The sequence below is a fragment of the Pseudomonas sp. MF6776 genome, assembly GCF_016613125.1.
Classification (GTDB): Bacteria; Pseudomonadota; Gammaproteobacteria; order Pseudomonadales; family Pseudomonadaceae; genus Aquipseudomonas; species Aquipseudomonas iridis.
On sequence record NZ_JAENSQ010000051.1, the window covers coordinates 1 to 24,428 of the forward strand.

Here is a 24,428-nt window from a genome sequence, read left to right on the forward strand (position 1 = left end):
CATCATTTCCATACTGATCACCCTGTGTTCTCCTGCTCATAAATTGAGCAGGAGCAGTTGAGCACCTGGGTCAGTTTTCGATCGGCAGAACAGCCTCTACTGGGTCAGTTTTCGGTCAGCGGCAACAACCCCGACAGAGGCAACATATGACTCAACCTATAGAGGTGCTCGACACACTGGTACGCGACCTGGTCCGTGAACAACGAAGCCGGCGCCGCTTCAAGTACGTGATGTGGTTGGGCACCCTAGCTGTCGTCTCGACCACACTGGCAGTCGAGCACTTCACTGCAGACGGTGCTGATGCCAAAGAAATCACGGCACGGGTCGATGTCAGCGGTCCCATCGCCGAGGGCGAAGCCGCCAGCGCTGAGGCTCTGAAGAAAAGCATTGGCCAGGCCTTCGCCGATGCGCGCACTAAAGCCGTCGTGCTGAAGATCAACAGTCCAGGTGGAAGCCCGGTGCAGGCGGGCTATGTGTATGACGAGATCAAGCGCCAGCGCGGCTTGCACACCAATATCAAAGTCTTTGCAGTGATTACCGACCTGGGGGCTTCAGGCGCGTACTACATCGCCAGCGCCGCCGACGAGATCTACGCGGACAAGGCCAGCCTGGTCGGCTCCATCGGCGTCACCGCTGCAAGCTTTGGCTACGTCGGTGTGATGGAAAAATTGGGGGTCGAACGCCGGGCCTACACCGCTGGCGAGCACAAAGCCTTTTTGGACCCATTTCAACCCAGGAACGCTGACGAAACCGCCTTCTGGGGCGAGGTCCTGAGAACAACCCACAATCAATTTATCGAGGCGGTCAAAGCCGGCCGCGGCGACAGGCTGAAGTCAGCGGACCACCCGGAGCTTTTTTCGGGGCTCATCTGGTCGGGCCAGCAGGCAAAGCAGCTTGGTCTTATCGATAAGTTGGGTGATGTGGACTATGTGGCGCGTGAGGTCGTAGGCGCAAGCAAGGTTGTCGATTTCTCAACTAAGGACAACCCGTTCGACCGATTCGCCAAGCGGATCGGTACATCTGCGGCTCAGGAACTCTCGATGTCCCTCGGTTTCTCCGGGCAAAGCCTTCGCTAACAACCACTGACCCCGCGCCAACCGAATCAAGGAACAACCAATGCAATCACCAAGTGAAGATTTAGAGAAACGCTACACAAAATGGCTCATGGCCTATCGCGCAACTCAGGGACTGCTCATCGCCCATGTAGGTCTCTTTTTCTCCAACTTCTTTACCGAATGGAAATCAGCCTACCAATTCGTATATGGCGCAACTATTTGGCCAGCAATTGGTATCGCGCTGGTGCTCACGCTGATTCTGTCTAAAGCATTTCACGCTGCGCATTTTTATCATGCGCTTCTTGCCGAGAACGACAGCCGACCATAGGAAATTACCGCTGCACACAACTCCGCTCAAAGTTCTGGCTTGTGTGCAGCTGCTTAGATGTCTGCGCGTGGAGATAAGCCGTTAGGCCGGTTCATGATCTGGAGTTAGAGCCTTCTCAAGCACCATGTTACCCACGTATTACCCCTTGTTCACAGCCAGTTTCAGACCCTGTTCGGACTCTGGTGACCTCTGCACCAGGGCAAGGATTCCTTCTACCTCCTCCCCTAGAATTTCTTCCTTCTCATTTAATGACTCTGCGATTTGGAGTAGCGCCGGCATAATCTCCACCAGCATTTTTTCACAGGCACAATCAGCGGCTTCAAGCAGCCGGTTGGCTGACTTAACCATTTGCTCTGCTGAGAGCGGGATACTCGCAGCACGCAGAGCACGTGCGCTAGCCATCTGCCCCATGCCGGCCATGCCGAACTCAGCCGCCATCGCGATTGCAATCTCAGTTGCCCGATGGAGATCGTCAGCAGCGCCACTCGATTCATCACCCAGTACAATCCGCTCTGCAACCCTACCCGCCAGGAGCATCTGCATCTCTCGCTCCAGCTGAGTCCTGGTTACCAAACGACGATCTTCTGCGGGAGTAACAAGAGTGACTCCTAGGGCTTGACCACGGGGTAACAGCGATACCTTTTCAAGTTGCCCTAATCCAAGCAGCACATTAGCGACCGCATGTCCCGCCTCGTGGATCGAAACGCGCCTGCGCACTTCGTCAGTCATGGCATAGGCTCCAACCCGTACCTCTCCAATTCGGTGAGTCTCGATAGCCTGCAGCAGGTGCTCCTGCGTGATCGTCCTGGACCCTGCCCGCACCGAACGTACAGCAGCTAGGTTCACCACAGCAGCGATCGCTGCCGGGGTAAGACCGATGCAACGCCGTGATACATCATCAAGATTCATCAGACCGAGATTGTTCAACTTGCCGGTGTACAGCTCCAAGAGTTCAAGGCGCTCGTCATTATTTGGCGGGGCAATTTCTACTATTCGGTCGAAACGACCTTCCCGCAGCATGGCTGGGTCGACTGAGCCGATGAAGTTGGTTGCACCAATTACGTAGATCCCCTCGGTGCTACTAAATCCGTCCATCTCGACAAGCATGCGGTTGATGATCCGGTTGTTCTCGGTAGCTACGGCGTCTCCGCCCTGCGTACGCTTTCCAATTCCGTCCATCTCGTCAATGAAGACGATGCATGGAGTATTCCTTCGAGCAGTATTGAAAAGCTGTCGCACGGTCATAACGCCCTGGCCCACAATCGACTTCGTGAAGTCGCTCCCGGTTGCAGAGATGAAATTCATTCCACATTCTGTGGCCAGAGCTTTGGCCAACTGGGTCTTACCAACACCGGGAGGGCCGACAAGTAAAACGCCCTTTGGTGGACGGGCGCCAGCATCCCGGTAAGCTCGACGCATCTCGCTAGCCTGGATTATGTCGAGCAGAGCTTCTTTAGCACCATGGCAGCCAACCACGTCGTTAAACGTAAGATCAGTACCGCCTCTGTGCACATCGAATGGCAGCAGTGTTTTTAACAGTGGGATGACCATGTAGGCGATCAGTCCAACTAGCAACGTGTTGAATACGATCCCTACGAGCCTTCCAAGGTCAAAGCCCGATAGTGGTACCGAGGTCAAAGGAAAGGGCGCTGAACCTTCCTTCGCGTATTCATTCACTAGACGCTCGCTAACCAGGCCCTTGGCATCGCTCACCGAGTAGCGTTGACCTGCCTGAGTCTTCACATAGACTCGTGTTTGCCCGAGCACTACGCCTTCAACTTTGCCATCCTGCAGATCAGCAAAAAGTTGGGATACAGGCTGAGTCTCTTTTTGCCACTTATGTCCTTGTTCATCCAATTCTACGAGTAACGCCTGTGTTGAGCCTGGGGCAGGTTCATTCGGCGCCTGATAGACCGACCACGCCTTCAACGAAAGCGCCACCACAATGACCGCAACGGAGATGACCGTGCGTTTGAACCATTGCCTGCGCCAAAGGCGCCAGAATTCATTTATCACAAGTTGCTCCAGAGATATATGTGCGTTCCGCAATGGTTCCATACCTCGCTGGAACCAAATGCGGCTATCCGCCCCATTGAACGGGGGCAGATTTATCACAAATCCTGGTAGCTCAAGGTCTGCGCGGGTGCCTGACTTGTATGGCGACTCGCGAGCATCTAGTGACCCTACACGCTAGCAACGTCCACTGACCGGCGCCTGCGAAGAAACAGCATCGCCTCCGGGAGGAGCGGGAGGAGCAGCAAAGTCCCCAACCCTACGAACAGAGCAACCTCCGTGGGCTTACCACCGGCGACCCGTGACTTTGCATAAGCGAGTGGGTACTTGCCCTGTTCCAACTCCACAGCCAACCCTGTTTCACTTACAACTTCCCAAGTGAGGCGCAGAGTTCCTTGTAACGCTCCTCGGAATTTGCAGCGAGCATTCTCCACTGGAAGATTGAGTGCTTGGCAAACCTCCGGCGGCATGCCGACGAGGGTTCCATCCTCTATCACCATCGCAGCTGAATAAACTCGCGGGAATGCCCAAAACGCCACGACCCAAACCCAAACGAGAAATCCCAAAAACCTGATGCTGCCCACAGATCACTCCTCATAAAGATCATGCGGGTATTCTCGCACCCGACGAAGAAAACGAAACTTCTGTTTTGCTCCTGGTGCATGGTCCAATCGGCACTACGCGCGAAGAGCATTGAAGTTGCAGTTTTGGGAACGCATGGAAGATCTGGATCAGAAACGGGCGTCGCGCCCTCCTCTGACCTGGCAGCGGTGTTTACAGCATGAGTTCTTTCCCAAAAAAATTCCCGACCATCGATTTCTCAACCCAATACGGCCTCGCGCTCGACGACTCTGACAGCTGGATCATTGTCGACCTGTTTGCTGGAGGTGGTGGCGCCTCGACCGGCTTGGAAATGGGTTTGAACCGGCAGGTGACCATTTGCGTAAACCACAACCCCACAGCCATATCGATGCACGCTGCAAATCACCCTCATGCTGAGCACTATCAAACGGATGTGTGGGGCGTCGATCCGGTCAAGGCTTGCCGCGGTCGCCAAATTGGGTTTATGCACGCTAGTCCTGACTGTACTCACCACTCCCAGGCGGCCGGTGGCCAGTCGCGTAAAAAGGAAATCCGCGACCTCGGTTGGGTAATCATCAAATGGGCCGGCAAGGTCCGCCCGATTACGATCAGTATGGAAAATGTTCGCCAGATGCAGCTTTGGAGCCCACTGGTTGCAAAGCGATGCGCTAAAACCGGTCGAGTCATCAAACTGGATGGCACTGTTGCCAAACTAGGCGAGCACGTCCCACGTCACGAACAGTTTCTGGTACCAGATAAAGGCAAGCTCACCGGCAATGCGCTCCACCGTCGCAAGCAGCGTCGCAAGTACAAACGTCACGGCAGCCCTGTGAATCGCACTTGGGATCATTTCGTCGCAAGCCTGCGACGCTTGGGATACCAAGTCGAATGGCGCATCTCCCGCGCCTGTGACGATGGTGCGCCGACCACTCGCGAACGCCTATTTCTGATGGCCCGATGTGACGGCCATCCCATTGTATGGCCGGAGGCGTCACACGCGGCCGAGCCGAAAAAGGGGCAACTGCCGTACCGCACCGCTGCTGAGTGTATCGACTGGACCGATCTTGGTCCGAGCATCTGGGCGCGAAGCCGGCCATTGGTAAAAACCACGAATGTTCGGATCGCCACTGGCATCGAGAAGTTTGTCCTGAACGGACGACCATTTATTGTTCCGGTCACTCACCAGGGTGCCGTGCGCCTTCACAGCATTGATGAACCAATGCGGACCGTTACCGGCGCCAACCGTGGTGAACTGATGTTGGGCTCGCCGTTGTTGACGCCATTTATCTCCGAGCATGCCAATGCCACCCACCAGCGAAACATGCCGGCCGACAGTCCATTGCGAACCATTTGTGCGCAGGTCAAAGGTGGTCATTTCTCGCTCGTGGCGCCCATCATTGTCCAGGCCAATGGCGGCAAGAATACGACCCCCGCTCATAGCGCCTTGGCGCCATTTAGCACCATCACCAGCGCGGGCAGTCAACAGCAGCTGGCAACCGCATCACTGATGCAAGTTGCTTCTGACCTCGGCCTGCAAATTACCGAGGAACAAATGGCCGGCGCTCTGCGAGTTGCGGATTTTATGGTGGAGCATGGAAAGGCTTCAAACCTCCCACTTCAGACAACCATTGCAGATAAGTTGGCGCTGGTAACCGTTGATGTTAATGGCACCAAGTACCTGATGATCGACATCTGCCTGCGCATGCTCAAACCACGTGAGCTGTATCGTGCGCAGGGATTTCCCGAGAGCTATATCATCGATCGAGGGCACGACGGCCGGGAGTTGAATAAGACTCAGCAAAGCCATCTGGTCGGGAACTCCGTTAGCCCGTTGCAGATGGCCAGACTGGCTCGTGCGAATGATCCATGGAAGGCTCGACAGCGAGAAGCCATCGCTGCCTGAAGCAGCCAGCCTTCTGGAGGGTTGTGAGGTCCCGTTGTAAGGTCCTCCCCCTCCAAGAATTTAACGTGCCATTCTTCCCAGCGGGAAGCGTTTTCCCTTCCGCGAAAAGATGCTCATCGCGGTTGCCGGCCTACCTTAAAATCTTTGCCCACTCGCCTGGTACTTGAGTTTGTCAATCCGTGACGAAACAGCATAGTGCGCGCCCGCAGCTATCATGAGCAGGCCAAAATTCACCGCCCACATGACCGTTGGTGATCCTTCTTGTTGAGACACATACATCCCGGAAACAACAAGGAGTACCAGTTCAAATACGAGCAACACCAGCTTAATGCGGTTGAGGCGCTGAAGTCGCTTATCAAGCAAGGTTTGCATGCCGAACTACCTATGAGTCTTTTGACCAATCGCTCTCAGCCCCTGATATCCGCTTGTGAGCGGGAGACAGGCAAAGCGTGACTACTTGCCACTTAATTCTGGACGGTATTTGCCCCCGGCAACGGCCCAGACGGGACTGTGACAGTCACCAGCCAGATACCAGGATGTCTCTCGCTCGGTAATCGACAGAAAACGCCGTTCGAGCCCTTAGAGCACCCAGTGCTCTTCAATCGCCCACAAGGGTTTATCCTTCTGCAAAGATTTGAACGCCTTTATGTAAGCCTCATAGGTGGTTTGCGTGAAGACTACCCAGGAACTTCCCAAAGCTTGGGCATCGAGAAGGTTATTCTGAAACTCCGCGTACTGAACCTGGCCAGCAACGCTTTCGCTGAACGCGCTCAACCCCTTGAGCAGTACACTGTCAATTAGTGGATGCAGACGCTCAACGCGTTCGTCATCGTGGTAGCGACCGCAGACCAGTTTGGACTTCAGGTAGACGTTCACAAGCTTCTGCGCACGGCCATAAGTGCACCGAAACTTCAAGTGCTCTCCGGTTTTGTGGTGCACATAGGTCGCCGGTCGCGCCGCACATACGGCTTCGATTCGCTCATGTACGAACGCGTCAATTCCCTCCGCACTTGGAAGATCCGTTGGCGTGTTGATGTCCCGCATACCGGCTGCCTCAAGCATCGTCTGCGCGTACTTAACGGAGTACCCTCCTCCGTCCCCCCCGCTACGCGAATAGGCACGCCCAGCGGCCCATACGGCGAATCGGTGGGCATGATCTGCAATTGAGTAAGTGGACATTCGTGGCTCCTCCTGTGCCCGGGATAGGCAAGGTTACTCTTTCTGCCCTTTCAGAGGGGCAGACTGCACGTCATTGACGGCACCTCCTCGCTACTATTGCCCCATCACGCAACTTGAACTACATGGTCTGCTCCGCCGTCCGCTCGCATGACCTTCGACGAACCTTACCGCAGGGACGCCCCCAATGACCGCTCTATCCATGGCTACCACGGCCCATACAGCAACCCTTCCGCCACGGTCTTGCCGGCGGGTGCAAGACTCACGTAAAGCGGATAAATTTGTCCTGACCACCCACTCGATCATCATTGACGCCCTGGATGAAATCGCGAGAAGCCACAGCCGGAGCATCAACTCAGAAATAATCATGGCGGTAGCTGAGGCATTGGACGGAAACCAAAGGACTGCATTCGACCGTCAGCTTTACGTGAACCATCTTGGTGAAGGCCGGGCCAGCTTGATTCTGGTTGGGGTTCCTCATATCGACCTTTCCGCAATGCGCGGGGACCATTCGACCACGGTCCGTTTTCCAGACGGCATTCGGGATGCGGTAGCAATAGAGGCGGGGTTAAAGCAGATGTCCATGATGACGTGGATGCTGAAGGCACTTCAATGCTGGATTAATGATCAACGCGATATCCACTCACTGCAAAACGCCTGCGTTGAAACGCATCATCAGGACAACTCGTACGTGGCTTGACGTAAACACGGCGCCCGGCTGGGCGCCTTGGCCTGTACCAGGTAACGCTGCGACACGGTTTTCAGAAGAATCTTTTTTGGGAAGGCAGGCTTGCCAAAAAAGACTCTCGGCGGGGAACCCCGCCGATGTCTTAAATTTTGCAGCTGGTGGGAATTGCATCGATTTCGTCGATGCAGCTGACGTGGTAAAGGACCGGTTGAAATCGCTGTATGGCCCACCCTGTAATGCGCGTTCATCCTCCTTTTCAAGAGGGTGAAGCTTGTAGCGGATAGATATCGCTCCCCGCTTCTTGCCCACCATTACGAACAGGTGAGCACCATCTGTATCGATTACCTCCTCCCTGTCGATCCAGTGACGGATGACAGGCTGATTGGTAGCGATATCGTAACCAAGGGCAACGGTAACCCGGCTGATTGCAGTAATTGTCATGCTCCTCTCCAATTGAGCGAGCCATGACCCCAGCGGGGCCTTGGCCCGCATGGGTTTTGTAGCTATTGGCTTCAGTTCGGTTGAACAAACAACCCGTAGAGTTGATCAGGGTTTACACCCAGGCCCAGCCAGAATTTCACCTTCATCTCGAGGGTGCCCATTTTCATGGCACGACCGATCAGCACCGCACGCTCCTCAACCAAGGAATCAAGATTGGGCGTTGAGGCATTCTCCTCGAAGAGTCCGGGATTGGATGTGCGCAGATACCCAAGTGTGTTGGAAACCAAATCAGGCGCCCCCGCCATTTCATCCACAATCAGGCGAAGCCGGATCTGCTGGATCCGCTTCTGCAGCTCTATCCTGAGATCAATCAAGCCCGCGGCCTCCAGGCCAGGAACGAGATGATCATCGGCGATACCTCTGTCATGCAGGGGGCAGATGGCATTTGCCAGGCCCTTTGTCCCCTTGTCACGGGCGATAAAGCCAATGTACGCACAAACATTAATTGCGCCGCTGAGATCACGACATATTTCTGAGACAGCATGCTCCTTTTGAGCGGCGAGCAGCTTTAGCTCACAGCTCGCCAAAAAGTCCCCAAGCGCGAACATCATCTGCGTAAGGTTCATGATCCAACTCCAAGATGCCTGAGCGACAGCCCGCAATGGGCCGTGGCTCAATTAGTTTTTGGGTTTATGACGCAGGACCCGATCGGGCCTTGGGATCTATTCAGCAGAACGCTGACGCATCAATCGCATCGGCATGGTATCGGAGATCCGTACCTCAGCTTTTTTTGAGAACTCGACGGCGCCGGCGAACAGATCTTCTGGCGTCACCTCACTCCGAGGGTGTTGGTGGTACCAGACAAAGAACCCTGTTGTGCTGAGGACGTTATTGCCTTCACTGGTGTACTCGCCGCCGAGCTTGCAGCACTCGTCGGGAGCGTCCGTAAAGTAGGCAATAGCGGTCCGCTCACCCACCGCGGTTTGAAACGACTTCTTCGCCACTGCAGAGGTGTGATTCATGCTGATCTCTTCCACGGCCATCCAGCCGGAATGCACCAGGCCCCGCAGGATCGCCTGTTTCATCTCGTGGTAGTTCATATTGGAATTTGACATGTCGAAGCTCCATTTGGACGGAGCTTGACCCGGCAGGGACAAAGCCCCGCGAGGGTTGGTGTGCGCAGATTTGCGCGATGAGTGCTGGTGGCCAGCTCAATACGGACCCAGACAATCTAGGCTCGTGAGAGGCTCAAATGTTGCCTTAACCGTCCAACCGCGGCAAGAGCCGCAATCAGACGTAAGTACTAGATGCTGCCCCTACAAATGACTGCACCTGTGGCCGCCGGCGAGCAGTAGACTGTCAATTAGTGTCCAGGCCGAGTGGAGGGTCAATGTCCACGAAGTTCCGACGCAAGTAACCCTCAGCCGCGATGTCCTCAATTGCCCATTCACCGTGGCCGATGTTCCCAACAAGGTCGCGGCGTTGCAGGCGCTTCAATGCAGTCTGCACAGTCGCGGCGCTGGGTACGTGGCCACCGGGCATCTCGCTGCCAATCCACTCGCGTCCTTCGGTAGAGAAAACCGAGATGCCCCTCACCAGTCCGATAAGTACGGAGAAATCCAGAGGAGCCATCTCCAGAATCAGGTTTTCAAAGTTGCCTTCGTCCGTCATGGTGCCCCAGGCTCGATGGTCCGCATCTCGCACGCTGAGTCCCTCAGTGAGGCACAGCAAGAACACGTCGCGAATGTACTTGGGCATGTATACCCGGGCAGCAAAACGCTCGAAAGCGGCATTTACGTCCCACTGCCGTCCGGTGATCTCCTCGAATCGCTGGCCCAGATGCTGCACGAATTCCAAACCAAGATTAGGAAATTGGATCTCGTGGCTGAACTGGTAGAAAGGTGCTTTGGTGCGACGAAACATGCGATGTAGGCCGTCCTGTGAGGACCCGGTGAACACTTCAAAAACTTCGCCGTGAGCCTGCTGCAGCAATGAGCGGAGCGTAACGGTCAGATCCTCGAAATCTTTCTTGCTCGCCAGGTGCTGCACTTCGTCGATGATCAATAACGCCTTGCCGTTTCCGAGTCTGCGGAAGCGCTCGAAGAGTTCGAGCAGGTTCAGACCACCCTCCTTCGCCAGCTCGGCCATCATCGTCACGTCGTCGGTACCGGCGCCGGCCTCTACCGACTGCACGAGAGAGCCAGGTCGCATGAGCTTCAGCCAGTTGCGTCGCAAGAAGCCGGCACCGTGGATGGCCTCTTAAAACGCGCCTGCAATCACCCGCTCTGGGTGCGCCTTGTCAAACCGCAGGTCAGCCGTGGCAACGATGAAACCGTGTGCCTTGGCAATGGGTATCAGGTCGTTGATGAGAAAGGTGGTTTTGCCCTTGCGTCGAGGTGCGAAGATCGTCGCCGCATTTTGCAGACATGCAGCCACAACGCCGTTCCTACTCCAAATCCTTCAAGGTCCAAGTCATTCAAGAGTGCGCCCTGCTGGTGCCTCGATTGCCAACATCTCGCTGAGCCATAGCTTCAACGCGAACCTCGTCCACAAATGGATTCGGGTGCAAACGCAAAAAACTACGGAACTTCAACCTGCTTTCGTTCCGTTATTCCAAAGCATCCTTAGGTTGCTTGGAGTCCCTGTGTGCAGTTTCATGAATTGTGATTATGTCATTTTTTACTCTGTGCCTGTTTATGGTTGTTGTTAGTTCCTCAATTGATTTCCTGGTTGAATCCTCTTTAACGACGCCCATCAGCCAGACCGTCCCTGTGGTGGGGAAGTTAGGGTAGGCGATTACGTTGATGTGGTTAAATTTATTTTCTTTGATTATTTCATTATTAATCTTTAGGGTTGCATCTCGCGTACTATTTGCTTGGTTCAATTTTTCGATGACCCATGGTTCTGCTTTGTTATCTAGGTAGGTGGATATTTTTGTCCGGCTGCCTTCAGGGAGACTGGATATTAAGGCAATTTCAGAGTCGACATTGGAGCTTCTTATAAATGCCGAGTTGTTTAATTGCAACGCAACGGATTCGTAGTAGCTGGAGTCAGCATTTTCTTTCGCAAGAGGGACTGGTTTCTCTTCTCTGTCTAGTAGTGGTCTTATGGTTGGATATGATCGATAGCCAATTTTTTGATAGTGTATTGTTGCACCAAGAAATTTGAGCATGGATATGTCTGCTGGCAATTCTATTTTGTATCTACCATTCTTGTCCGTTATTCCGCTGGTTAGTGTTTTTTGTTTGTGGTCGTGGACAGTTATCAACACTAACTCAATTCCGCTGGTATTTGTGAGTCCTTGGCCATAGTCATAAACAATGCCGGATAGAGTGTCAGCATTGCTTTGGTTGGTTGCGATAATGAGGGGTATGCAGGCTGCCAGTCTGGCGGTGGGTGCATGGTTCATTTCATGCCTCCTTTCGAAATTGGCAAGTTATTTTTGAGTTATTTTCAATTAGATTTAGTGGCTCAGCGTCCACTGATGATATGTAGGTGGTTAATTTAATTCTGGTTTTCCCGTCGGGTATTGGGTTGATGGACCAACTAAGTTTTGATATCGCATCTTGGTCGTTTCCTACGCTATTCCACCTCAGGCTTCTATAGCTCGATGTCAAGTCAAAAATCTGGGCGAAGGTTAAGTTTTTCGCCTTTTGGAAGTCCATCGCGCAGTCAATACCGTGTGGTGCAGGTGGGCCAATTACTATGACCCCTACAATTTTTATTGTTGAGTCTTTTTGCTTGGTGAAATTTAGTGTCGAGTGGGGAGTATTAGGCCAAACTTTTAACGGAATTTTTTGAATGAATTCTCTTCTGAATTGCCAGGAACCTGCTTTGGCTGTTGCATAAATTTCAATACCGTAGTCACCCATTTCTAGTGGAGGTATCGTAATTTTAGCCTGAAAGGCTGTGTTTCCTGATATCTCTGGAATATCCTGTGGTTCTATCTTTAAAGGGATCTTATTTTTTTTAGGTGCTATTAGACTTGCTGTAACTTTAACATTTGTGTGCTCCGTCTTGACCTGGTTGGCAATTTGAATGATTGCTAATGTTTGCTCGTTTGAAATTGCTTGAGCATCTCCATGAACGGCTGTTATCAGTAGGTGGGGTTCCGCGAAGAGCTTGTCGTATCTGTTGTGGATTATTTCTGCGGCTCCAATAATTGATGCTATGGTCAGTATGAGTGTTATTGGTTTTATATTTTTCCAGGCTGGTTTTGGTTTTGACTTTGGAGTGCCGATATGCCCATGGTTTAAGGGTTGGGAGTTCATGGTTCTAGAGAGTGTGGCTCGGCAAATATCGAATTTGTATTTTGACTCCCAGTACATATGAACAAATATTCCATCTTCCTCTGTGACGAGGATTTGCCAGAAGAGTAGTCCGTCTAGTTCTTTCAGGGTGTTTTCGGATTCTGGTGCGTCAGGCGGTTGCTTGAATTCCGCATAATAATTTGCACTGCCAAGTGTTGCGTTCACTTGGGATGGAGACAGGGTTGTCTTTCTGTTCGCCATGGCTATGTATCTGCGCTGATGGTCTGTCCTTCGCTAGAGTGTAGAGTGATCTGCCCGAGGCCATGCCTTTTTCCGACTCAACGGCATACCTCAGACCATCACTCCACTCGGCAATACTTGTATCGTCAAAGGTTGGGGGAGAGCCCTTTGCCTTTATCTGGCCATGTATGGCGCTCACACAATGTGACGTAGGAAGGCATCACTGACCTATCGCGGGACGGAGAACCTGCGGGCGGTTCAACTGCTGCTCGGCCATACGCCTTGGAGAGCACCGTTCGATATCTAGGGATTTAAGAGTAAGGTCGCTATCTATGGATGTCATCGAACCATCGGAGTAGGCGGTGATCAGTGGAGCTTTATATGGCTGCTGAACTGTCCGCTTTGAGTTGTGGGTTAGGGTTAAACTGGTCGACGTAACAGATTGGCTGCGATGTATCGCGCAAGTTCGCCATGCTTGCAAGGTTTGATAAGAACGAAAGATGATAAATACTTGAATTTTTATGTTAAAAAATCGTGATTATTGGTTTAGTTTTTTAAAAAGACTTTATGCGCAACTATGTGAAAATCCATGATCTGCTTGATAGCCTATCTATGCAGCGAGAAAAACGGTCGGATATTTGCCACTCATTCTGGCCTCTTCGGAGCAGCTTTTAGACCGTAAACGAAACGTAGGCCTCCCTTCTTCGGACACACCAGTTGTACGGTCAAATACAGCTTCTTGTCTCAGTTTATTCTTTGTTTTCTCATTAATTTCTTTTTGTCCCAGCCAGGTAGGTGCGAGGGAAGAGAAGCGTGTCCTTGGTTTCTGGGGTCATTATGGGCCTTTAGGCTGAAATCCATAAATTAGGAATTTCCGCATAATTACGCATATTTCGCAAACTGGAAGCAGTGCGGCATTGCGGAGAGCTTGCGGCAAGGCCATGACTGTAGCTGAAACATACGTGAAACAGGTTCGCGCGATAAGCGATATTCGCGCCAAGTTCTACCGGCCGATCGATGACAAGCTCGAGGGTGTTGCAGTTTAGCGACCTCATCATAACCTCATTGAACTGACTTTATGAGGTAACAGAAATGAACACGGCCCAACGCAACCAACTGATCAAAAAGGCAATCTTGGACGCAATCACCGCTGGCAATGGTAACTGGATCACAGGCATCGTCCCAGCCGTGACCGCTCTCAACGTCACCAAATCGAATGACGGTATGAAAGTTCGCAACTGCCTCAGCGCCCTGATCGACAAGGGGTTGGTGTATCGCGTGTCGTTCACTTCTGAAGAAATCTACGACTTGGTCGAAAACAAGGTTAGTCCTGTTGAGCCGGCGGGCGGGTTCACTATCCATCACGCCTTCGCAAACGGCGACTTCATCAAAGCCATTTCCGCCGCGCATTGCGCAGCCTACGATGACGAAAAAATGCCCGAGTCGGTAACCTGCAACGTCACAGGCTTTACGGTGTTCTTGAAAGTCGAAAAAGGCCAGTTTGTCGAAACTCTAAAGGACGGCACTGATGTTACGGAACTGTTTAATGCGGCGCTTGATAAAGCAGTTGGCATTGCGCGGTGAAGTGAAAACTGTTGAAATCCCACACCTGAATAGAAAAGGAAATTCACGTGACCACCAAGGCCCAGTTCGACGAAGCAGCTCAGCGGCTGCTAGGGAAAGAGAAGTACTCCAACCTGCTTAAGTCTGGCTACTCCCGCCCGGACTTCTGCCGTGAGATTGCCCAAGACGAGTTCGTGGACAACCTATTCAGCCTGCCTACCAAAGAAGCAGATTTGGCCCGCATTCGCCGTGTCGCTGACCGCCTCTGGAAAGGGGATGGCATCACTGGCTTGGAAGATTAGCCAAAGGCCGTCACCCACGACCCGCGCAAGCGGGTTTTGACAGTGTGAATAGCGCGGATTTATTACCCAATTCAAAATCAAAAGCACCACAGAGAGTCGATGCAGCCATGAAGGCAACCGAAGAGATTACCGCCCAGATCTGTGACGCGATTCCCGAGGTCAACCCGGAGTTACTCGAAGCTGTTTTGAAGGTTTCCGGACAAGATAGCCAGCTCCTCTTCATTCAAGGTGAAGGGCAGCAGGTCATTGACGGGAAATCGTGCTATCCGGATTACCTGCAGGTCGAAATCACTGATGCGCGAGAGGCCATGAATTTGGCGCAGCAACTTCTGAAGGCGTGTTCCGACGCTATGGACAACGGTGGTGAGTTCCGATCCCCATTGGCGCTGTCCTTTGCCGGGCAGGCGTTACTGAGCGAGTGAGCAGGTAAAAAGCATGACGCGTCGAGTGCATTTGGAAGTAATCACCTGTGCAGCCACCGAGGCAGATCCCGAAGGCGAATCGGAAATTGCGTGTGGCACCCAGGCCGACTTTGATGCTGAGCATCTTACAATTTACGCTGATCACGTGACCTGCAAGCGCTGCTTGAAGCGACTGCAGGGCGAACGCCGGTCAGCATAGGGATACCCATGAATATCAAAATTGAAGTCTCTGACGCTGATCTAGAGGCCATGCTGTGCGTATCGCTGGAAGAGTTCGAGCAACAGTATCGTAACCAGCTCGATAATGGCGTAGTAACCGACGATGGCGGTGCAGGTTCTGATTGGATGTGCGATTACAAACTGGATATCGTCAAGGTTTAGGATAATTCGCGGTACCTCCCGAACTCGGCCCTGTGTGGGACCTGGGAATCAGTTGGGCGCATATCGCGTCCACTAATGATTCGGGAATTTTCTCAGTGCGCACGGTTGAGATCACAGACTGCGGTAGCCGCGGCAACTGGATCGTTGCTCGAATAGATACGGGCAAGGAAATGATCGTACCCAGCACAGGGCGTCAATCGACCCCAACCATCCGGACTGGTCGTAGAAGATAAACCTCGAGGAACACTCGCCTGCATTGCGGGCATTGGCAATAGAGGGCGCCGACTTTCGCGTCCGCGGAAAAGGAGAGGATCTTGAAACACGTCAACTTTAAAGCCACGACTGGGGAGGAGCTAAACTACCAGTTGAAGGAACAAGAACGCCTCAAACTCAACCGGGCATATTTCGAAGATGGCTGCTCCTGCATCCACTCGATGAAGACCCTGCAGCCCTGCCCTACCAATATGACCGACGAAGACGCGGTGTCGTTTTACGAGCAGAACTGCAAGTGCTCGCGCAACTACATCCGGAACTGAGGAAAAATGCGACATATGGGTTTGCTGCTTGGCCGCTGGCCAGCTCGTAACCCATAGGAGAATCCATGGCTATCTACGAAGAAATGCAAGATCAGCTCCAGGAACTGGTCGACCTAGTGAAGCAGAACGAGCAGTACACCGCTGCAGTTGCCTACGGCGCGATTCAGGCCGATCAGGTCAACGCCCAGGCCCACCAGCGGCGCGCAGCTCGTATCGTCGAACTCAAGCGCAACTACGGGCTCAAGTGAGCTCTTCGATGGCGACACAACACTCTATTCAGGGAGTTAGAAAGGATGAGCGATGAAGATTTGAAGCGGCAATTGATCGCTCAGGTTAAACATCAAACACGGTGGATCCGCAGGACACCAATGATGATCGGTGCTTTCGGCGGAGGGTTGGCTCTGTTGGGCCTTTGTCTTGCTTCGGGGGCACTTATCACACTTGGCGCTTTTGCCGGGGTTGCTGGTTTCGGTGCGCAAGCGTTTCTTTGGTATGCTCTTCACGACGAGGAAAAATCATGAGAGAAATTGCACTTAGCTGTTTAGCCGTGCTGGCCTCTATGGTGTTTTTTAGTTTTTTTTGGGCACCTTATGTCGAGTTGATCAGTCATGCGTCGACTGATCTTGCAACCGTGAAAGGCTGGATCTGGTTCACAGGAGTGGTCGTGTTTGGTGCTGTTACCGCGTATTTGACTTGGCCTCAGGGTGAAGCCGAAAAATACTGAGGCGACGGACCAACCACAAACTGACATAAGTCGAGGGTCGACGACCCTCGTGAAGTTACATAGGAAAGCGTTCATTGCCCAACAATGCTGGCTGGGGACAGTCCCTGAACGCTTTACCAATGTGCCTTCAGAGCCTTCTTGCTACCCCCTCAAAAGGTCTTATTTGTGTCCTGAGAAACCGCCTCGGTTTCAAGCGGTCTGGTACCCCGGCACGAGGGAAAATTGAGACACCCAAGAAATACACGGTTCGCTATTGCACCATTGGTGGATCGCGGGTATCGGCCAGTCATTCCACCACCGCACCGAGGGCAATTTGGGGAATTGCTGGAATGCGAAGTAGGCGGGCAGGCCTTCGACGCATCGCCAGGTGCAGGCGACGCTAGACTGACCGTTGCGCGGTCGGCCTCTTCCAAAGAATCTTCTGCTGGAAGAACGCCCCTGCCCACCTCGGGCTTCTTGAACCACTGAATAAGCCGCTTGCCGTCAATCAGCTGCAAATTGGTCCCCTTCGCAAACCTCCAGGCATCATTAGTAAAGGCGCCGGAGGTGACCACAAACCCTCCAGTCGCTCCACGCGCAGACATTACGCCATAAAGCTCGCGGACGACCTGAACTCCCACTTTCGAGGCTCGCCACTGCTTGCATTGGACAAGGAACACCTCCCTGCCCTTACGCAGCACCAGGTCGATTCCACCATCAGGCCCCTTATCGGTCTCCTGAACAGTGAACCCCTGTTTACGCAAGGCTTCCCCGACCATGTTCTCGAATTGCTCCCAGGTGAGGTTGCGGATAGCAACGCCTGGCTCCTGCGCCGACCCAATGCGGCTGAATTTTCTTGCCCTCACTTTTCGCTGAATCCACCCAAGGATTCCACCAAGCAGAAACACCGGTGGGATGACGTACTGCCCGATATAGGCGAACAGCCGAAGGATTTGTTGTGCGATCGCGGAGCCAACGTCACTGCCTGGCGTCACTGACAACATGGGTAATTCTGTTCCACCGTAATACCGTAAAAAGAAAAACGAGCCACCAGCAATGACTAGGTTCGCCCACAGCGGCATCTTCATCGCAATATTGAGCAGATCATCAAGGGTTGTAGTTTTGCGCCGTCTGGCCATATGTTGCTCCATTGAGTGAAGAAGCAATCATGGTCAATTGCGACGGATCAAGGCCGGCAATCGGTTCCCTGGGCAGGGTAGCGACGAGAGACGTGACCCTCGGTTCAGGAATTAACATTGGTGGCAGGACAGGGCGTCAACGACCTGGTTCTACAGTCGCGGAACATGCAATTGACGATCTCACTATTTCGAGACGAGCGTGAAACGTTTGATACACGGGGAATGCAGAGCTAGCAGCAACGAGTCACTCTGCAGCATCCATTGTCGCCTGGACCTCCCGGCTAAAAACATCGCTGTCCTCTTTGGACAGCACTCCAGCCGACTCCAGTTCCAACAGCCGACCGTGGATCAGGCCCTGCCTCCAAATACGAAGGTCCGGCTGTTTCTCCGCTACAGCACGGGCAAGATCAATGCGCAGTTCGGCAAGCTTGCGGGCTTTGAGAGCTTCTGGGGTTTCGATTTGACTCATGAAGGTTCTCCATCGACAAGCGTCAGATCCGTGGTTCCGGGCAAGCTCTAAGAATAGCCTCGGTGCTCGGCCGTTGGGGGGCAATCTTAGCCAAGCACGATTGCGTACCAGGTTGCACCTTTATCAGTCGTTTTTCACCATTACCAACTTTGCCCTGTGCTCAACCAAATCGGGGGTGGGAAGGTCTACAAGCTTCCCACCCCCGACGCAATTCGCTTCAGTGTGACTAAAGACTGTCGCTAGTGCTGAATCCTCCCCCACCATCGGAGCTGGACGTGTTGAAGAAGCCACCGGTGTCGCTCCCATCTTCCATTGATCTGGGAATATGCAAGGAGGTCATCCGCCCCGGGATCCGGTACCAATTAACGGCGCGGGTGAGGGCTCTTAAGCTGGAGCAGCATGTGGAGAACGCCACCGCCAGCCAAAGGCCTCCGAGCCTTCTAAGAGGGCTTCCCGGGCGGGCTTGCATATGCGCTAAGTCAAGGACAATGCATCACATGAATCGTCTCCAGGACACCTGTGATGCACCTATGTGAAGAACACACCACGGACGCTGTTATCGCTGCGGCCATTGCGTACCGCAAATCCAAGGAAGAGCGGCCCCGGCCAGGTGACCATCGAGTCGAAGCTGTGCTCGAGGCGATCGAGGCTGGCTGGTTCGAGCTCCCGGCGGGGCGGGACCTGTGTTACACCCACAGTCAGTACAGTCGGACAGCCAATCTGGTCCAGAACCTCCCTGCCGTGACCAGCGTACAAGAACGGTCGCGCACCTGGTCTGCAACGAACCGCCAGCAGCTGGGTGACAGATTCAATTTCGTTATCGGACTCCCCAACACGCTGCCAGACATTGTCCAGAGGGCCAGGGGCCTGCCATATGGGGGGCCGAGGCGTCCCCTCGAATTCACCGCGGGCAGGTTTCGCGCCATCGACCTGCTCCAGTGGTTACAGGATGCGGTAGCAATCGCAACCCAGCTCAACGCGCTGATGGATGCCCTTGAGCCTGAGTTCATGTTCGATGCCCAGGCCGACATAGAGAAGCAGGTTCGCCACCTGACGGCGCATGGACAGATCCATTACTTGGACAAGTACCTGTATGCACTGCGGGGAAGATTTCTTTGGCGTGAGGACGAAAGATGGCTACGAGAGGTCAAGGCAGGGTCGATCAGCATCAGCGACTTTGACGCTCGCGTGGCGGCCCGTGATGGTCAACGCGAGGACGACAATCGCCGTCATTGGCTGACCGTGTACGAACGGATCAGCCTGCTTGCGATCTTTTTGGAACACACTGGTACCCATCACCATGGGTCCTTAACAAGGCGATTGCGTGAACGATTCGGGCGTTCAGTTCGGCTCCTCCGTGAACAAACCTCAGGTGGGTTGATCCTCGAACTCGAAGACGGGCCGCGGGTCGGAACCGGTCAAAAGCTCGAGGACGGCTTGGCCCTTGTCACATTTGTCTTAGCCTTGGCTGATGAGGTGAAAGAGACGGCTCCCGATGTTCACTGCTATTTCTCTGCCGTGGATCGAGCCTCAATGCGGTTCAATGCAGCGCCCTCCTCCCCGCCGATGCGTGCAAATCGGCGCACCGATACCCTCGATCTGCAGGAAGCCGGCGTGATCTAACTTGCATATTTGCGATCGTCCATACCCTGAAGGTGTTCTTCATCTTCAGGGCTCTGACCATGCAATTGATCGCTTCCACCCTCTTCCAGGATGCCGCCCCAGTGGCGTCGCCCATCATCGAGCGCTCGTTTGCGGAGAAGGTGGACGAAGCCATTGCAGTGATCAAATCACTGATTCTTGCTGGTAAGCGATTAATCGTGGCGAGCTCGTTCGGAAAAGATAGCTCGGTCACACTGGCGATTGCACTGAAGGCAATGGAGCAGCTGAAGGCTGAGGGTTTCGAAGTGCCGGAACTGCAAGTGTTAAACAGCGACACACTCCTCGAGAACCCTCGAGTGCACTCATACAGCAAGGACGAGATCCGCGCTCTGAAGGCCTACTCCGAAAAGCACGGTATTCCTGTACGCATCTGGGTTTGCAGTCCCAACCTTTCCGAAAATTGGCTGGTCTCCATCATCGGTGGTCGCACCGTCGCTTCATTGCCCGGGAACTCTGCCAAATGCCAACAGCAAATTAAGGCGTCACCGATGGATCGTACGAAGCGCCAGATCAAGGCCGTCATCGAGCAGGAAATGGGACGCGACTTTGCAAGCGATACCATCGTTACGCTGATCGGCACGCGTCGGGATGAATCGGCTGTCCGTGGGCGCAATATGGCCGCCCGTGGGGAGAGCGCCTTCCTTCCTGTGAACATGGCAAAGCCGGGCGAAAAACCCAACTGGATCATGAGTCCCATAGCTGATTTTACGACCTTGGATATTTTCACGTTCCTTTCCCAAGTCACCAATGGGCGTCTGCAGACCTACTCGGACTTTTCTCAACTGACCGAGGTTTACCGGGACTCGGCGGGTGATTGCATGGTGAACGTGATGATCCGAGACGGCGGTGCTGAGCGCAAAACCTCATGCGGCGCCCGCCATGGCTGCTGGATGTGCTTGCGCGTGAGCACGGACAAAAGCATGGAAAACATGCTGAGCCATGAGGAGGGCATATACGACTGGATGAAGCCACTAAACGACTTCCGTAATTACCTCAAATCCCGCCACTACGATCCCAAAGGCCGAAACTGGCTGGCTCGCACGGTCAACCCTGAGAACGGGCATATCAAGATTGCCGCCAATGCCTACTCCCCTGACCTGTGTCTGGACCTGCTGCGCTACGCCCTGACCATCGACGCGGATGAGGCTGAATGGTCTCAGCGCAACCAATGTCCTGCCCGGTTCCAGCTGCTGGGCATGAAGGAGGTACTGGCCATCGATCTGCACTGGTCGAGGTACTCGTATCAGCGGCCATTCACTGCCCTCTCCGAATACAGAGCCATTTTCGAAGAGGGTAAACGCTACTCACTTCCTGCTGAGTACACGGAGTTTCAACGGTCGGACCTCGACATTTCACGGTCCATCGAGGTTCCGTTCGCCGATGCTGAGTTCAACGGCATGTATGAGGGTTTGCGATCGGTAAACGATGAATTGTCCTGCCAGGGCACCCTCTTGAAAAAGGGCATCTACTACACCAACGTCAATGAGACGAACGAGTTCGATCTCGATGATGAAGGGGTTGAGCTCTTCTACCAGTTTGAGCTTGACCGGGCCCTCGAGTACTACGGCCCACACCAGGACGTCTATCCCTCACAGGCCCTGCACTATCTGCTGCGCTATGGCGTTGTATCGTTCAAGAAAGGTGGTCACTCAGCCTGGGACCGCATGCTGCGTATCGGGAACCAGCTGCACCGCCACGGGCTCCGGGAGATCCTCAACAACCCTGATGCCCTGATCGCCAAGCTGAGGGGCGTATCAGCTTCTTCAGGTAGCTCCAAGCAAGCTTCAGCGGACCGTAAACGATTAGCGCCGCGTTGTGATAACGGGCAGTTCCTGATGGACTTCTAAGGGCGGCCATCGCCCTCAGCTCGCTCCAAATTCTCCCAAATCAGAATCTGTATTTTTATTCGGCGCAGTTAATCATGATCGCGATTCCTTGTGATTCATAATAGAAAAGCTGTGCGCGACTACCGCTTGACGACTTCAAGTTGTTGGAAACTACCCGCCTGCCGGTAAGCCTTCTAATCGGCTAAGTGCAACTTCGTCCGGATTTGCCGTCGTGGGGGGAACGAATCTCTAAGCAGGACTACAATAATCGGAACCTCTGAGGAGATTTCATTATGAACTTTTGGTGCTTAATAGGCTTTAGTCTATTCATTTCAGTAATGGCCGGATGCAGCAGCCCAAAATCGGAAAGCGGCATCGCATCCTGTCCGGGCGGAAGATTTTGTCGTGACGACTGCCGAGGAGCCCAGTGTAGGCAATATTGCTACACGGACGGCCGTGACGTGGGTGGATGTGTAATAGGGTCAAATTGCCCACTCCCATGTAACTGTACTGGCAGTGCGAGTAAAAACAATGAATAACCAAGCACCTAAAGATTACCCAGCGTTACGGGTCGATGAAAATGCTGCCAGTGATTTAGAAAAAATTTTAGAAACGCTGATGGCCTTGCCAGAAAACCCTTACATAGCCGGCGCCATTGTTGTCGTGAAAGGTTTTGGAATAATTAGTGAGCTGCTATTTCAAAACAAAGTTCTGAGCGACCTGAATGATATCAAGATAGAACTTGATGAAATAAATAAAAAGGTTGACCAAATACTCAGCATTCTTTCGAATTTAGATTCAATTATGGGAAGAGTTTTAAAAGATCACGAGAAAACAGCTATAACTAACTATTTTTGGTCAGTAAGGTCTGTGCTATTTACCATCATGGCAAATTATGTAAAAGGCGGAAGCAAAGCTCGTAAAAAAATAAGCGACGATGATACCCTACGATTGATGAATGACGCGCACGAAGTATCTAAGAAAATGTTTGAACTATCAAGATGGGGGTATGATGCCCATTTGGGAGTCGCATATGGATACAGTACTTACCTGCTCATTACTCGAGCTATCGGAAAGAGCTATGCAGACCCGACAGCCATGAGAAAGACTGTCTATGAAAATATAGTGGAAGCTCGCGATGGTTTAACTGAGCAGCGCAAAAATATGTCAAATAAGAACTCTTCGTTATTGGCAAGTCTTCAAGAGCTGGATGTGATCCATCGAAATTTAATACTAGAAATCCATTACCCTACCTTTTGGGTTTCAACCCTAGAAGGGAATTGGCGAGATGGTTTTAATTTTGATTACTCTAGGGATCATAGTTATGAAGCTCCCCATGGGTATATATGGTATGATGAGGCTTCCCCTAGGCTCGCCGTAGTGCCACGCGCACTCGGAAAGACATTTATTCCAGACATGGTGGAAGGCGTATTAAACGAGGCGTCGGCTGCGCTGCGTAACCAAATGTGGCCTGACCAAGATCTAAAAAATATGGATGCTCTTATTGCCTCGGCATCAGCAATTGCAGAAGCAATATTAGTCGCTTAGCTAGGAGACCACTCCCAAGTTGGCCCTGTTGCCTATATCGAAAAATTTATGGGCAAGTAAACGGGGCCGAGTGCTCGCTGAGACCTAATAGACCCGGCAAAGTACAGTGCAATTTTTCAGGATCTGATTACGACAAATTTAATTCTCGAACGCTTTGCCTCTCGCCCTGAAACGACAAAGCCCAGCTCTATAAGCCGGGCTTTTTCATCAAATCATTGCCCCATTGACTGGAGGGGCGGTCGGGCTTGCCTGGACTCTCCCGTTTCCGAGACGCTACGTTCCCATAGCGGACCCTCATCGAGGGTGGAGGTGGTTTGCCCGTGCCGTTCGCTGCTCATTACTGCGCAACTACTGAGTGGAACGAACCTCAAGTCCATCTAACCTGCAGCTGTTTTGCGGATTCTCTCATCCCTGGAATCCGGGGCACCTTCTGCGGACCCCCACGGCGGTGTAGCTGATCGCCGCGGACGTATCTCTACGTCACCACACTGAGTAGTGGCCACTATTTGGTCGTCTAGGAACTGTTCGGCACCAGGTGAGCTCGTGCTCTTTGTGTGCCTCTTTGATTTGTATTCTCCACGGAATTCAGGAGATGCAAGCCCCCAACAAAAAAGGCCACCCCCGAGATGGGAATGGCCTTTGGGTATTGCTACAGCTCGATCAACTTGTAGTCAGTCGTATCGACACTTTTCTTCTTCTTCAACTCAGAGGTGATTTCTTCCTGGGTAGGATTGATCATCCACATCATGAGCTCGTAGTCCGAACCGCTCGCCGGATGAATCCAAGCGTGAACCCGATGCGTGTAGCCACGAGCTTTGAACTTGGCGTCGTCACGTTTGAGCTTGGCATCCTCCTTCTTCGTTTCCTTCTCGAAGGCAGCGTTGAGCTCGGCCATGAAGCAGCTCTCGCACTTACCATCGCGATTGGTGCTGCAGGAAGATGGGTCGAACGCAGGCTTTTGGCAGACATTGCACGGCAAAACCCTTACGGATTCCAGCAGCGCTTGGCAGTCTTGCTCAGTAGCCGTCTCGATCGGAATATCCTTTCGGGCGACTATCGTGTTTCCGCCTTTAGGCAGCCTGAATTCAACACATAAGTGCAACGCTCACCCCTGTATGCACTTCGTACGGCGTCTTCCAGCCCAAGCGCTTGCGCGGGCGTAGATTGATCCTCGCTACTGTCCGATTGACGGCTTCGACGG

At 53.0% G+C, this 24,428-nt stretch carries 28 protein-coding genes and 2 pseudogenes; 16 read left to right on the top strand and 14 right to left on the bottom strand.

Annotated features, from left to right (window positions below):
- Positions 1-146: 146 nt before the first annotated feature.
- Together JJD74_RS28965 and JJD74_RS28970 are read left to right on the top strand one after the other, a co-directional pair.
- Positions 147-1,076: a S49 family peptidase gene (locus tag JJD74_RS28965; RefSeq protein WP_200617746.1), complete on the top strand. Its 930-nt coding sequence runs from the start codon at positions 147-149 to the stop codon at positions 1,074-1,076.
- Positions 1,077-1,116: 40 nt separating this feature from the next.
- Complete coding sequence (locus JJD74_RS28970; RefSeq protein WP_200617749.1) at positions 1,117-1,383, top strand: hypothetical protein; 267 nt, start codon at positions 1,117-1,119, stop codon at positions 1,381-1,383.
- Positions 1,384-1,521: 138 nt separating this feature from the next.
- Here the strand turns inward: JJD74_RS28970 and JJD74_RS28975 are convergent, their stop codons facing one another.
- Entirely contained in the window at positions 1,522-3,399 is a 1,878-nt protein-coding gene (locus JJD74_RS28975; RefSeq protein ID WP_200617753.1) for an AAA family ATPase, read from the bottom strand.
- Between the two features lie 778 nt (positions 3,400-4,177).
- Between JJD74_RS28975 and JJD74_RS28980 the strand changes: the two genes are divergently transcribed.
- Positions 4,178-5,881, top strand: coding sequence for a DNA cytosine methyltransferase (locus JJD74_RS28980; RefSeq protein WP_200617755.1), 1,704 nt, complete (start codon positions 4,178-4,180; stop codon positions 5,879-5,881).
- Positions 5,882-6,016: 135 nt separating this feature from the next.
- Here the strand turns inward: JJD74_RS28980 and JJD74_RS28985 are convergent, their stop codons facing one another.
- Together JJD74_RS28985 and JJD74_RS28990 are read right to left on the bottom strand one after the other, a co-directional pair.
- Positions 6,017-6,253, bottom strand: a complete 237-nt coding sequence (locus JJD74_RS28985) for a hypothetical protein (RefSeq protein ID WP_200617757.1) — start codon at positions 6,251-6,253, stop codon at positions 6,017-6,019.
- A gap of 207 nt (positions 6,254-6,460) precedes the next feature.
- Positions 6,461-7,060 (bottom strand): hypothetical protein, encoded by a 600-nt coding sequence (locus tag JJD74_RS28990; protein ID WP_200617763.1) that lies wholly within the window; start codon positions 7,058-7,060, stop codon positions 6,461-6,463.
- A gap of 184 nt (positions 7,061-7,244) precedes the next feature.
- Between JJD74_RS28990 and JJD74_RS28995 the strand changes: the two genes are divergently transcribed.
- Complete coding sequence (locus JJD74_RS28995) at positions 7,245-7,757, top strand: Arc family DNA-binding protein (protein WP_200617767.1); 513 nt, start codon at positions 7,245-7,247, stop codon at positions 7,755-7,757.
- On the opposite strand, the gene JJD74_RS29000 is transcribed toward JJD74_RS28995, so the two are convergent.
- The 7 genes from JJD74_RS29000 to JJD74_RS29030 all read right to left on the bottom strand — a co-directional run bounded on the left by JJD74_RS29000 (position 7,701) and on the right by JJD74_RS29030 (position 12,697).
- Positions 7,701-8,186 (bottom strand): hypothetical protein, encoded by a 486-nt coding sequence (locus tag JJD74_RS29000; protein WP_200617769.1) that lies wholly within the window; start codon positions 8,184-8,186, stop codon positions 7,701-7,703. The two genes, JJD74_RS28995 and JJD74_RS29000, sit on opposite strands and share 57 nt — an antisense overlap.
- A gap of 71 nt (positions 8,187-8,257) precedes the next feature.
- Positions 8,258-8,812, bottom strand: coding sequence for a hypothetical protein (locus tag JJD74_RS29005; protein WP_200617771.1), 555 nt, complete (start codon positions 8,810-8,812; stop codon positions 8,258-8,260).
- Between the two features lie 96 nt (positions 8,813-8,908).
- Positions 8,909-9,301, bottom strand: a complete 393-nt coding sequence (locus JJD74_RS29010) for a hypothetical protein (protein ID WP_200617773.1) — start codon at positions 9,299-9,301, stop codon at positions 8,909-8,911.
- A 244-nt stretch (positions 9,302-9,545) separates the two neighbouring features.
- Positions 9,546-10,421 carry a hypothetical protein gene (locus JJD74_RS29015; protein WP_200617776.1) on the bottom strand — a complete coding sequence of 292 codons (876 nt, stop codon included), beginning with the start codon at positions 10,419-10,421 and terminating at the stop codon, positions 9,546-9,548.
- Between the two features lie 24 nt (positions 10,422-10,445).
- Entirely contained in the window at positions 10,446-10,622 is a 177-nt protein-coding gene (locus tag JJD74_RS29020; RefSeq protein ID WP_200617778.1) for a hypothetical protein, read from the bottom strand.
- Positions 10,623-10,794: 172 nt separating this feature from the next.
- Positions 10,795-11,595 carry a hypothetical protein gene (locus JJD74_RS29025; protein WP_200617780.1) on the bottom strand — a complete coding sequence of 267 codons (801 nt, stop codon included), beginning with the start codon at positions 11,593-11,595 and terminating at the stop codon, positions 10,795-10,797.
- Between the two features lies 1 nt (position 11,596).
- Positions 11,597-12,697, bottom strand: a complete 1,101-nt coding sequence (locus JJD74_RS29030; RefSeq protein WP_200617781.1) for a hypothetical protein — start codon at positions 12,695-12,697, stop codon at positions 11,597-11,599.
- A gap of 63 nt (positions 12,698-12,760) precedes the next feature.
- Between JJD74_RS29030 and JJD74_RS31030 the strand changes: the two are divergent.
- The 9 genes and pseudogenes from JJD74_RS31030 to JJD74_RS29070 form a co-directional block, all read left to right on the top strand.
- Positions 12,761-12,991 (top strand): annotated as a pseudogene (locus JJD74_RS31030) (integrase); the annotation flags it as partial.
- 777 nt (positions 12,992-13,768) lie between these two features.
- The gene (locus JJD74_RS29035) at positions 13,769-14,260 is read left to right on the top strand and encodes a hypothetical protein (protein ID WP_200617782.1); all 492 of its coding nucleotides are present in this window, start codon (positions 13,769-13,771) and stop codon (positions 14,258-14,260) included.
- Between the two features lie 47 nt (positions 14,261-14,307).
- Positions 14,308-14,541: a hypothetical protein gene (locus JJD74_RS29040; protein ID WP_200617783.1), complete on the top strand. Its 234-nt coding sequence runs from the start codon at positions 14,308-14,310 to the stop codon at positions 14,539-14,541.
- Between the two features lie 107 nt (positions 14,542-14,648).
- Positions 14,649-14,963, top strand: coding sequence for a hypothetical protein (locus JJD74_RS29045; protein WP_200617784.1), 315 nt, complete (start codon positions 14,649-14,651; stop codon positions 14,961-14,963).
- A gap of 207 nt (positions 14,964-15,170) precedes the next feature.
- A complete protein-coding gene (locus JJD74_RS29050) occupies positions 15,171-15,344 on the top strand; it encodes a hypothetical protein (protein ID WP_200617808.1) in 174 nt (57 codons plus the stop codon).
- A gap of 314 nt (positions 15,345-15,658) precedes the next feature.
- Positions 15,659-15,880 carry a hypothetical protein gene (locus JJD74_RS29055; RefSeq protein WP_200617785.1) on the top strand — a complete coding sequence of 74 codons (222 nt, stop codon included), beginning with the start codon at positions 15,659-15,661 and terminating at the stop codon, positions 15,878-15,880.
- Positions 15,881-15,945: 65 nt separating this feature from the next.
- Entirely contained in the window at positions 15,946-16,128 is a 183-nt protein-coding gene (locus JJD74_RS29060) for a hypothetical protein (RefSeq protein ID WP_200617786.1), read from the top strand.
- A 45-nt stretch (positions 16,129-16,173) separates the two neighbouring features.
- Positions 16,174-16,401, top strand: a complete 228-nt coding sequence (locus JJD74_RS29065) for a hypothetical protein (protein WP_200617788.1) — start codon at positions 16,174-16,176, stop codon at positions 16,399-16,401.
- The gene (locus JJD74_RS29070; RefSeq protein ID WP_200617790.1) at positions 16,398-16,604 is read left to right on the top strand and encodes a hypothetical protein; all 207 of its coding nucleotides are present in this window, start codon (positions 16,398-16,400) and stop codon (positions 16,602-16,604) included. The genes JJD74_RS29065 and JJD74_RS29070 overlap by 4 nt, the downstream gene beginning before the upstream one ends.
- Positions 16,605-16,753: 149 nt before the next feature.
- Here the strand turns inward: JJD74_RS29070 and JJD74_RS29075 are convergent, their stop codons facing one another.
- Both JJD74_RS29075 and JJD74_RS29080 read right to left on the bottom strand, forming a co-directional pair.
- Positions 16,754-17,722, bottom strand: a complete 969-nt coding sequence (locus JJD74_RS29075) for a restriction endonuclease (RefSeq protein ID WP_200617796.1) — start codon at positions 17,720-17,722, stop codon at positions 16,754-16,756.
- A 244-nt stretch (positions 17,723-17,966) separates the two neighbouring features.
- Positions 17,967-18,191 carry a hypothetical protein gene (locus JJD74_RS29080; protein WP_200617797.1) on the bottom strand — a complete coding sequence of 75 codons (225 nt, stop codon included), beginning with the start codon at positions 18,189-18,191 and terminating at the stop codon, positions 17,967-17,969.
- 522 nt (positions 18,192-18,713) lie between these two features.
- Between JJD74_RS29080 and JJD74_RS29085 the strand changes: the two genes are divergently transcribed.
- The 3 genes from JJD74_RS29085 to JJD74_RS29095 all read left to right on the top strand — a co-directional run bounded on the left by JJD74_RS29085 (position 18,714) and on the right by JJD74_RS29095 (position 23,227).
- A complete protein-coding gene (locus tag JJD74_RS29085) occupies positions 18,714-19,814 on the top strand; it encodes a hypothetical protein (RefSeq protein ID WP_200617798.1) in 1,101 nt (366 codons plus the stop codon).
- A gap of 59 nt (positions 19,815-19,873) precedes the next feature.
- On the top strand, positions 19,874-21,700 hold the full coding sequence (locus JJD74_RS29090) for a phosphoadenosine phosphosulfate reductase domain-containing protein (RefSeq protein WP_200617804.1): 1,827 nt from the start codon (positions 19,874-19,876) through the stop codon (positions 21,698-21,700).
- 510 nt (positions 21,701-22,210) lie between these two features.
- Positions 22,211-23,227 carry a hypothetical protein gene (locus JJD74_RS29095; RefSeq protein ID WP_200617805.1) on the top strand — a complete coding sequence of 339 codons (1,017 nt, stop codon included), beginning with the start codon at positions 22,211-22,213 and terminating at the stop codon, positions 23,225-23,227.
- A 649-nt stretch (positions 23,228-23,876) separates the two neighbouring features.
- On the opposite strand, the gene JJD74_RS29100 is transcribed toward JJD74_RS29095, so the two are convergent.
- Together JJD74_RS29100 and JJD74_RS29105 are read right to left on the bottom strand one after the other, a co-directional pair.
- Positions 23,877-24,122, bottom strand: a complete 246-nt coding sequence (locus tag JJD74_RS29100; RefSeq protein ID WP_200617807.1) for a hypothetical protein — start codon at positions 24,120-24,122, stop codon at positions 23,877-23,879.
- A 190-nt stretch (positions 24,123-24,312) separates the two neighbouring features.
- Positions 24,313-24,428, bottom strand: a pseudogene (locus tag JJD74_RS29105) (IS30 family transposase); the annotation flags it as partial.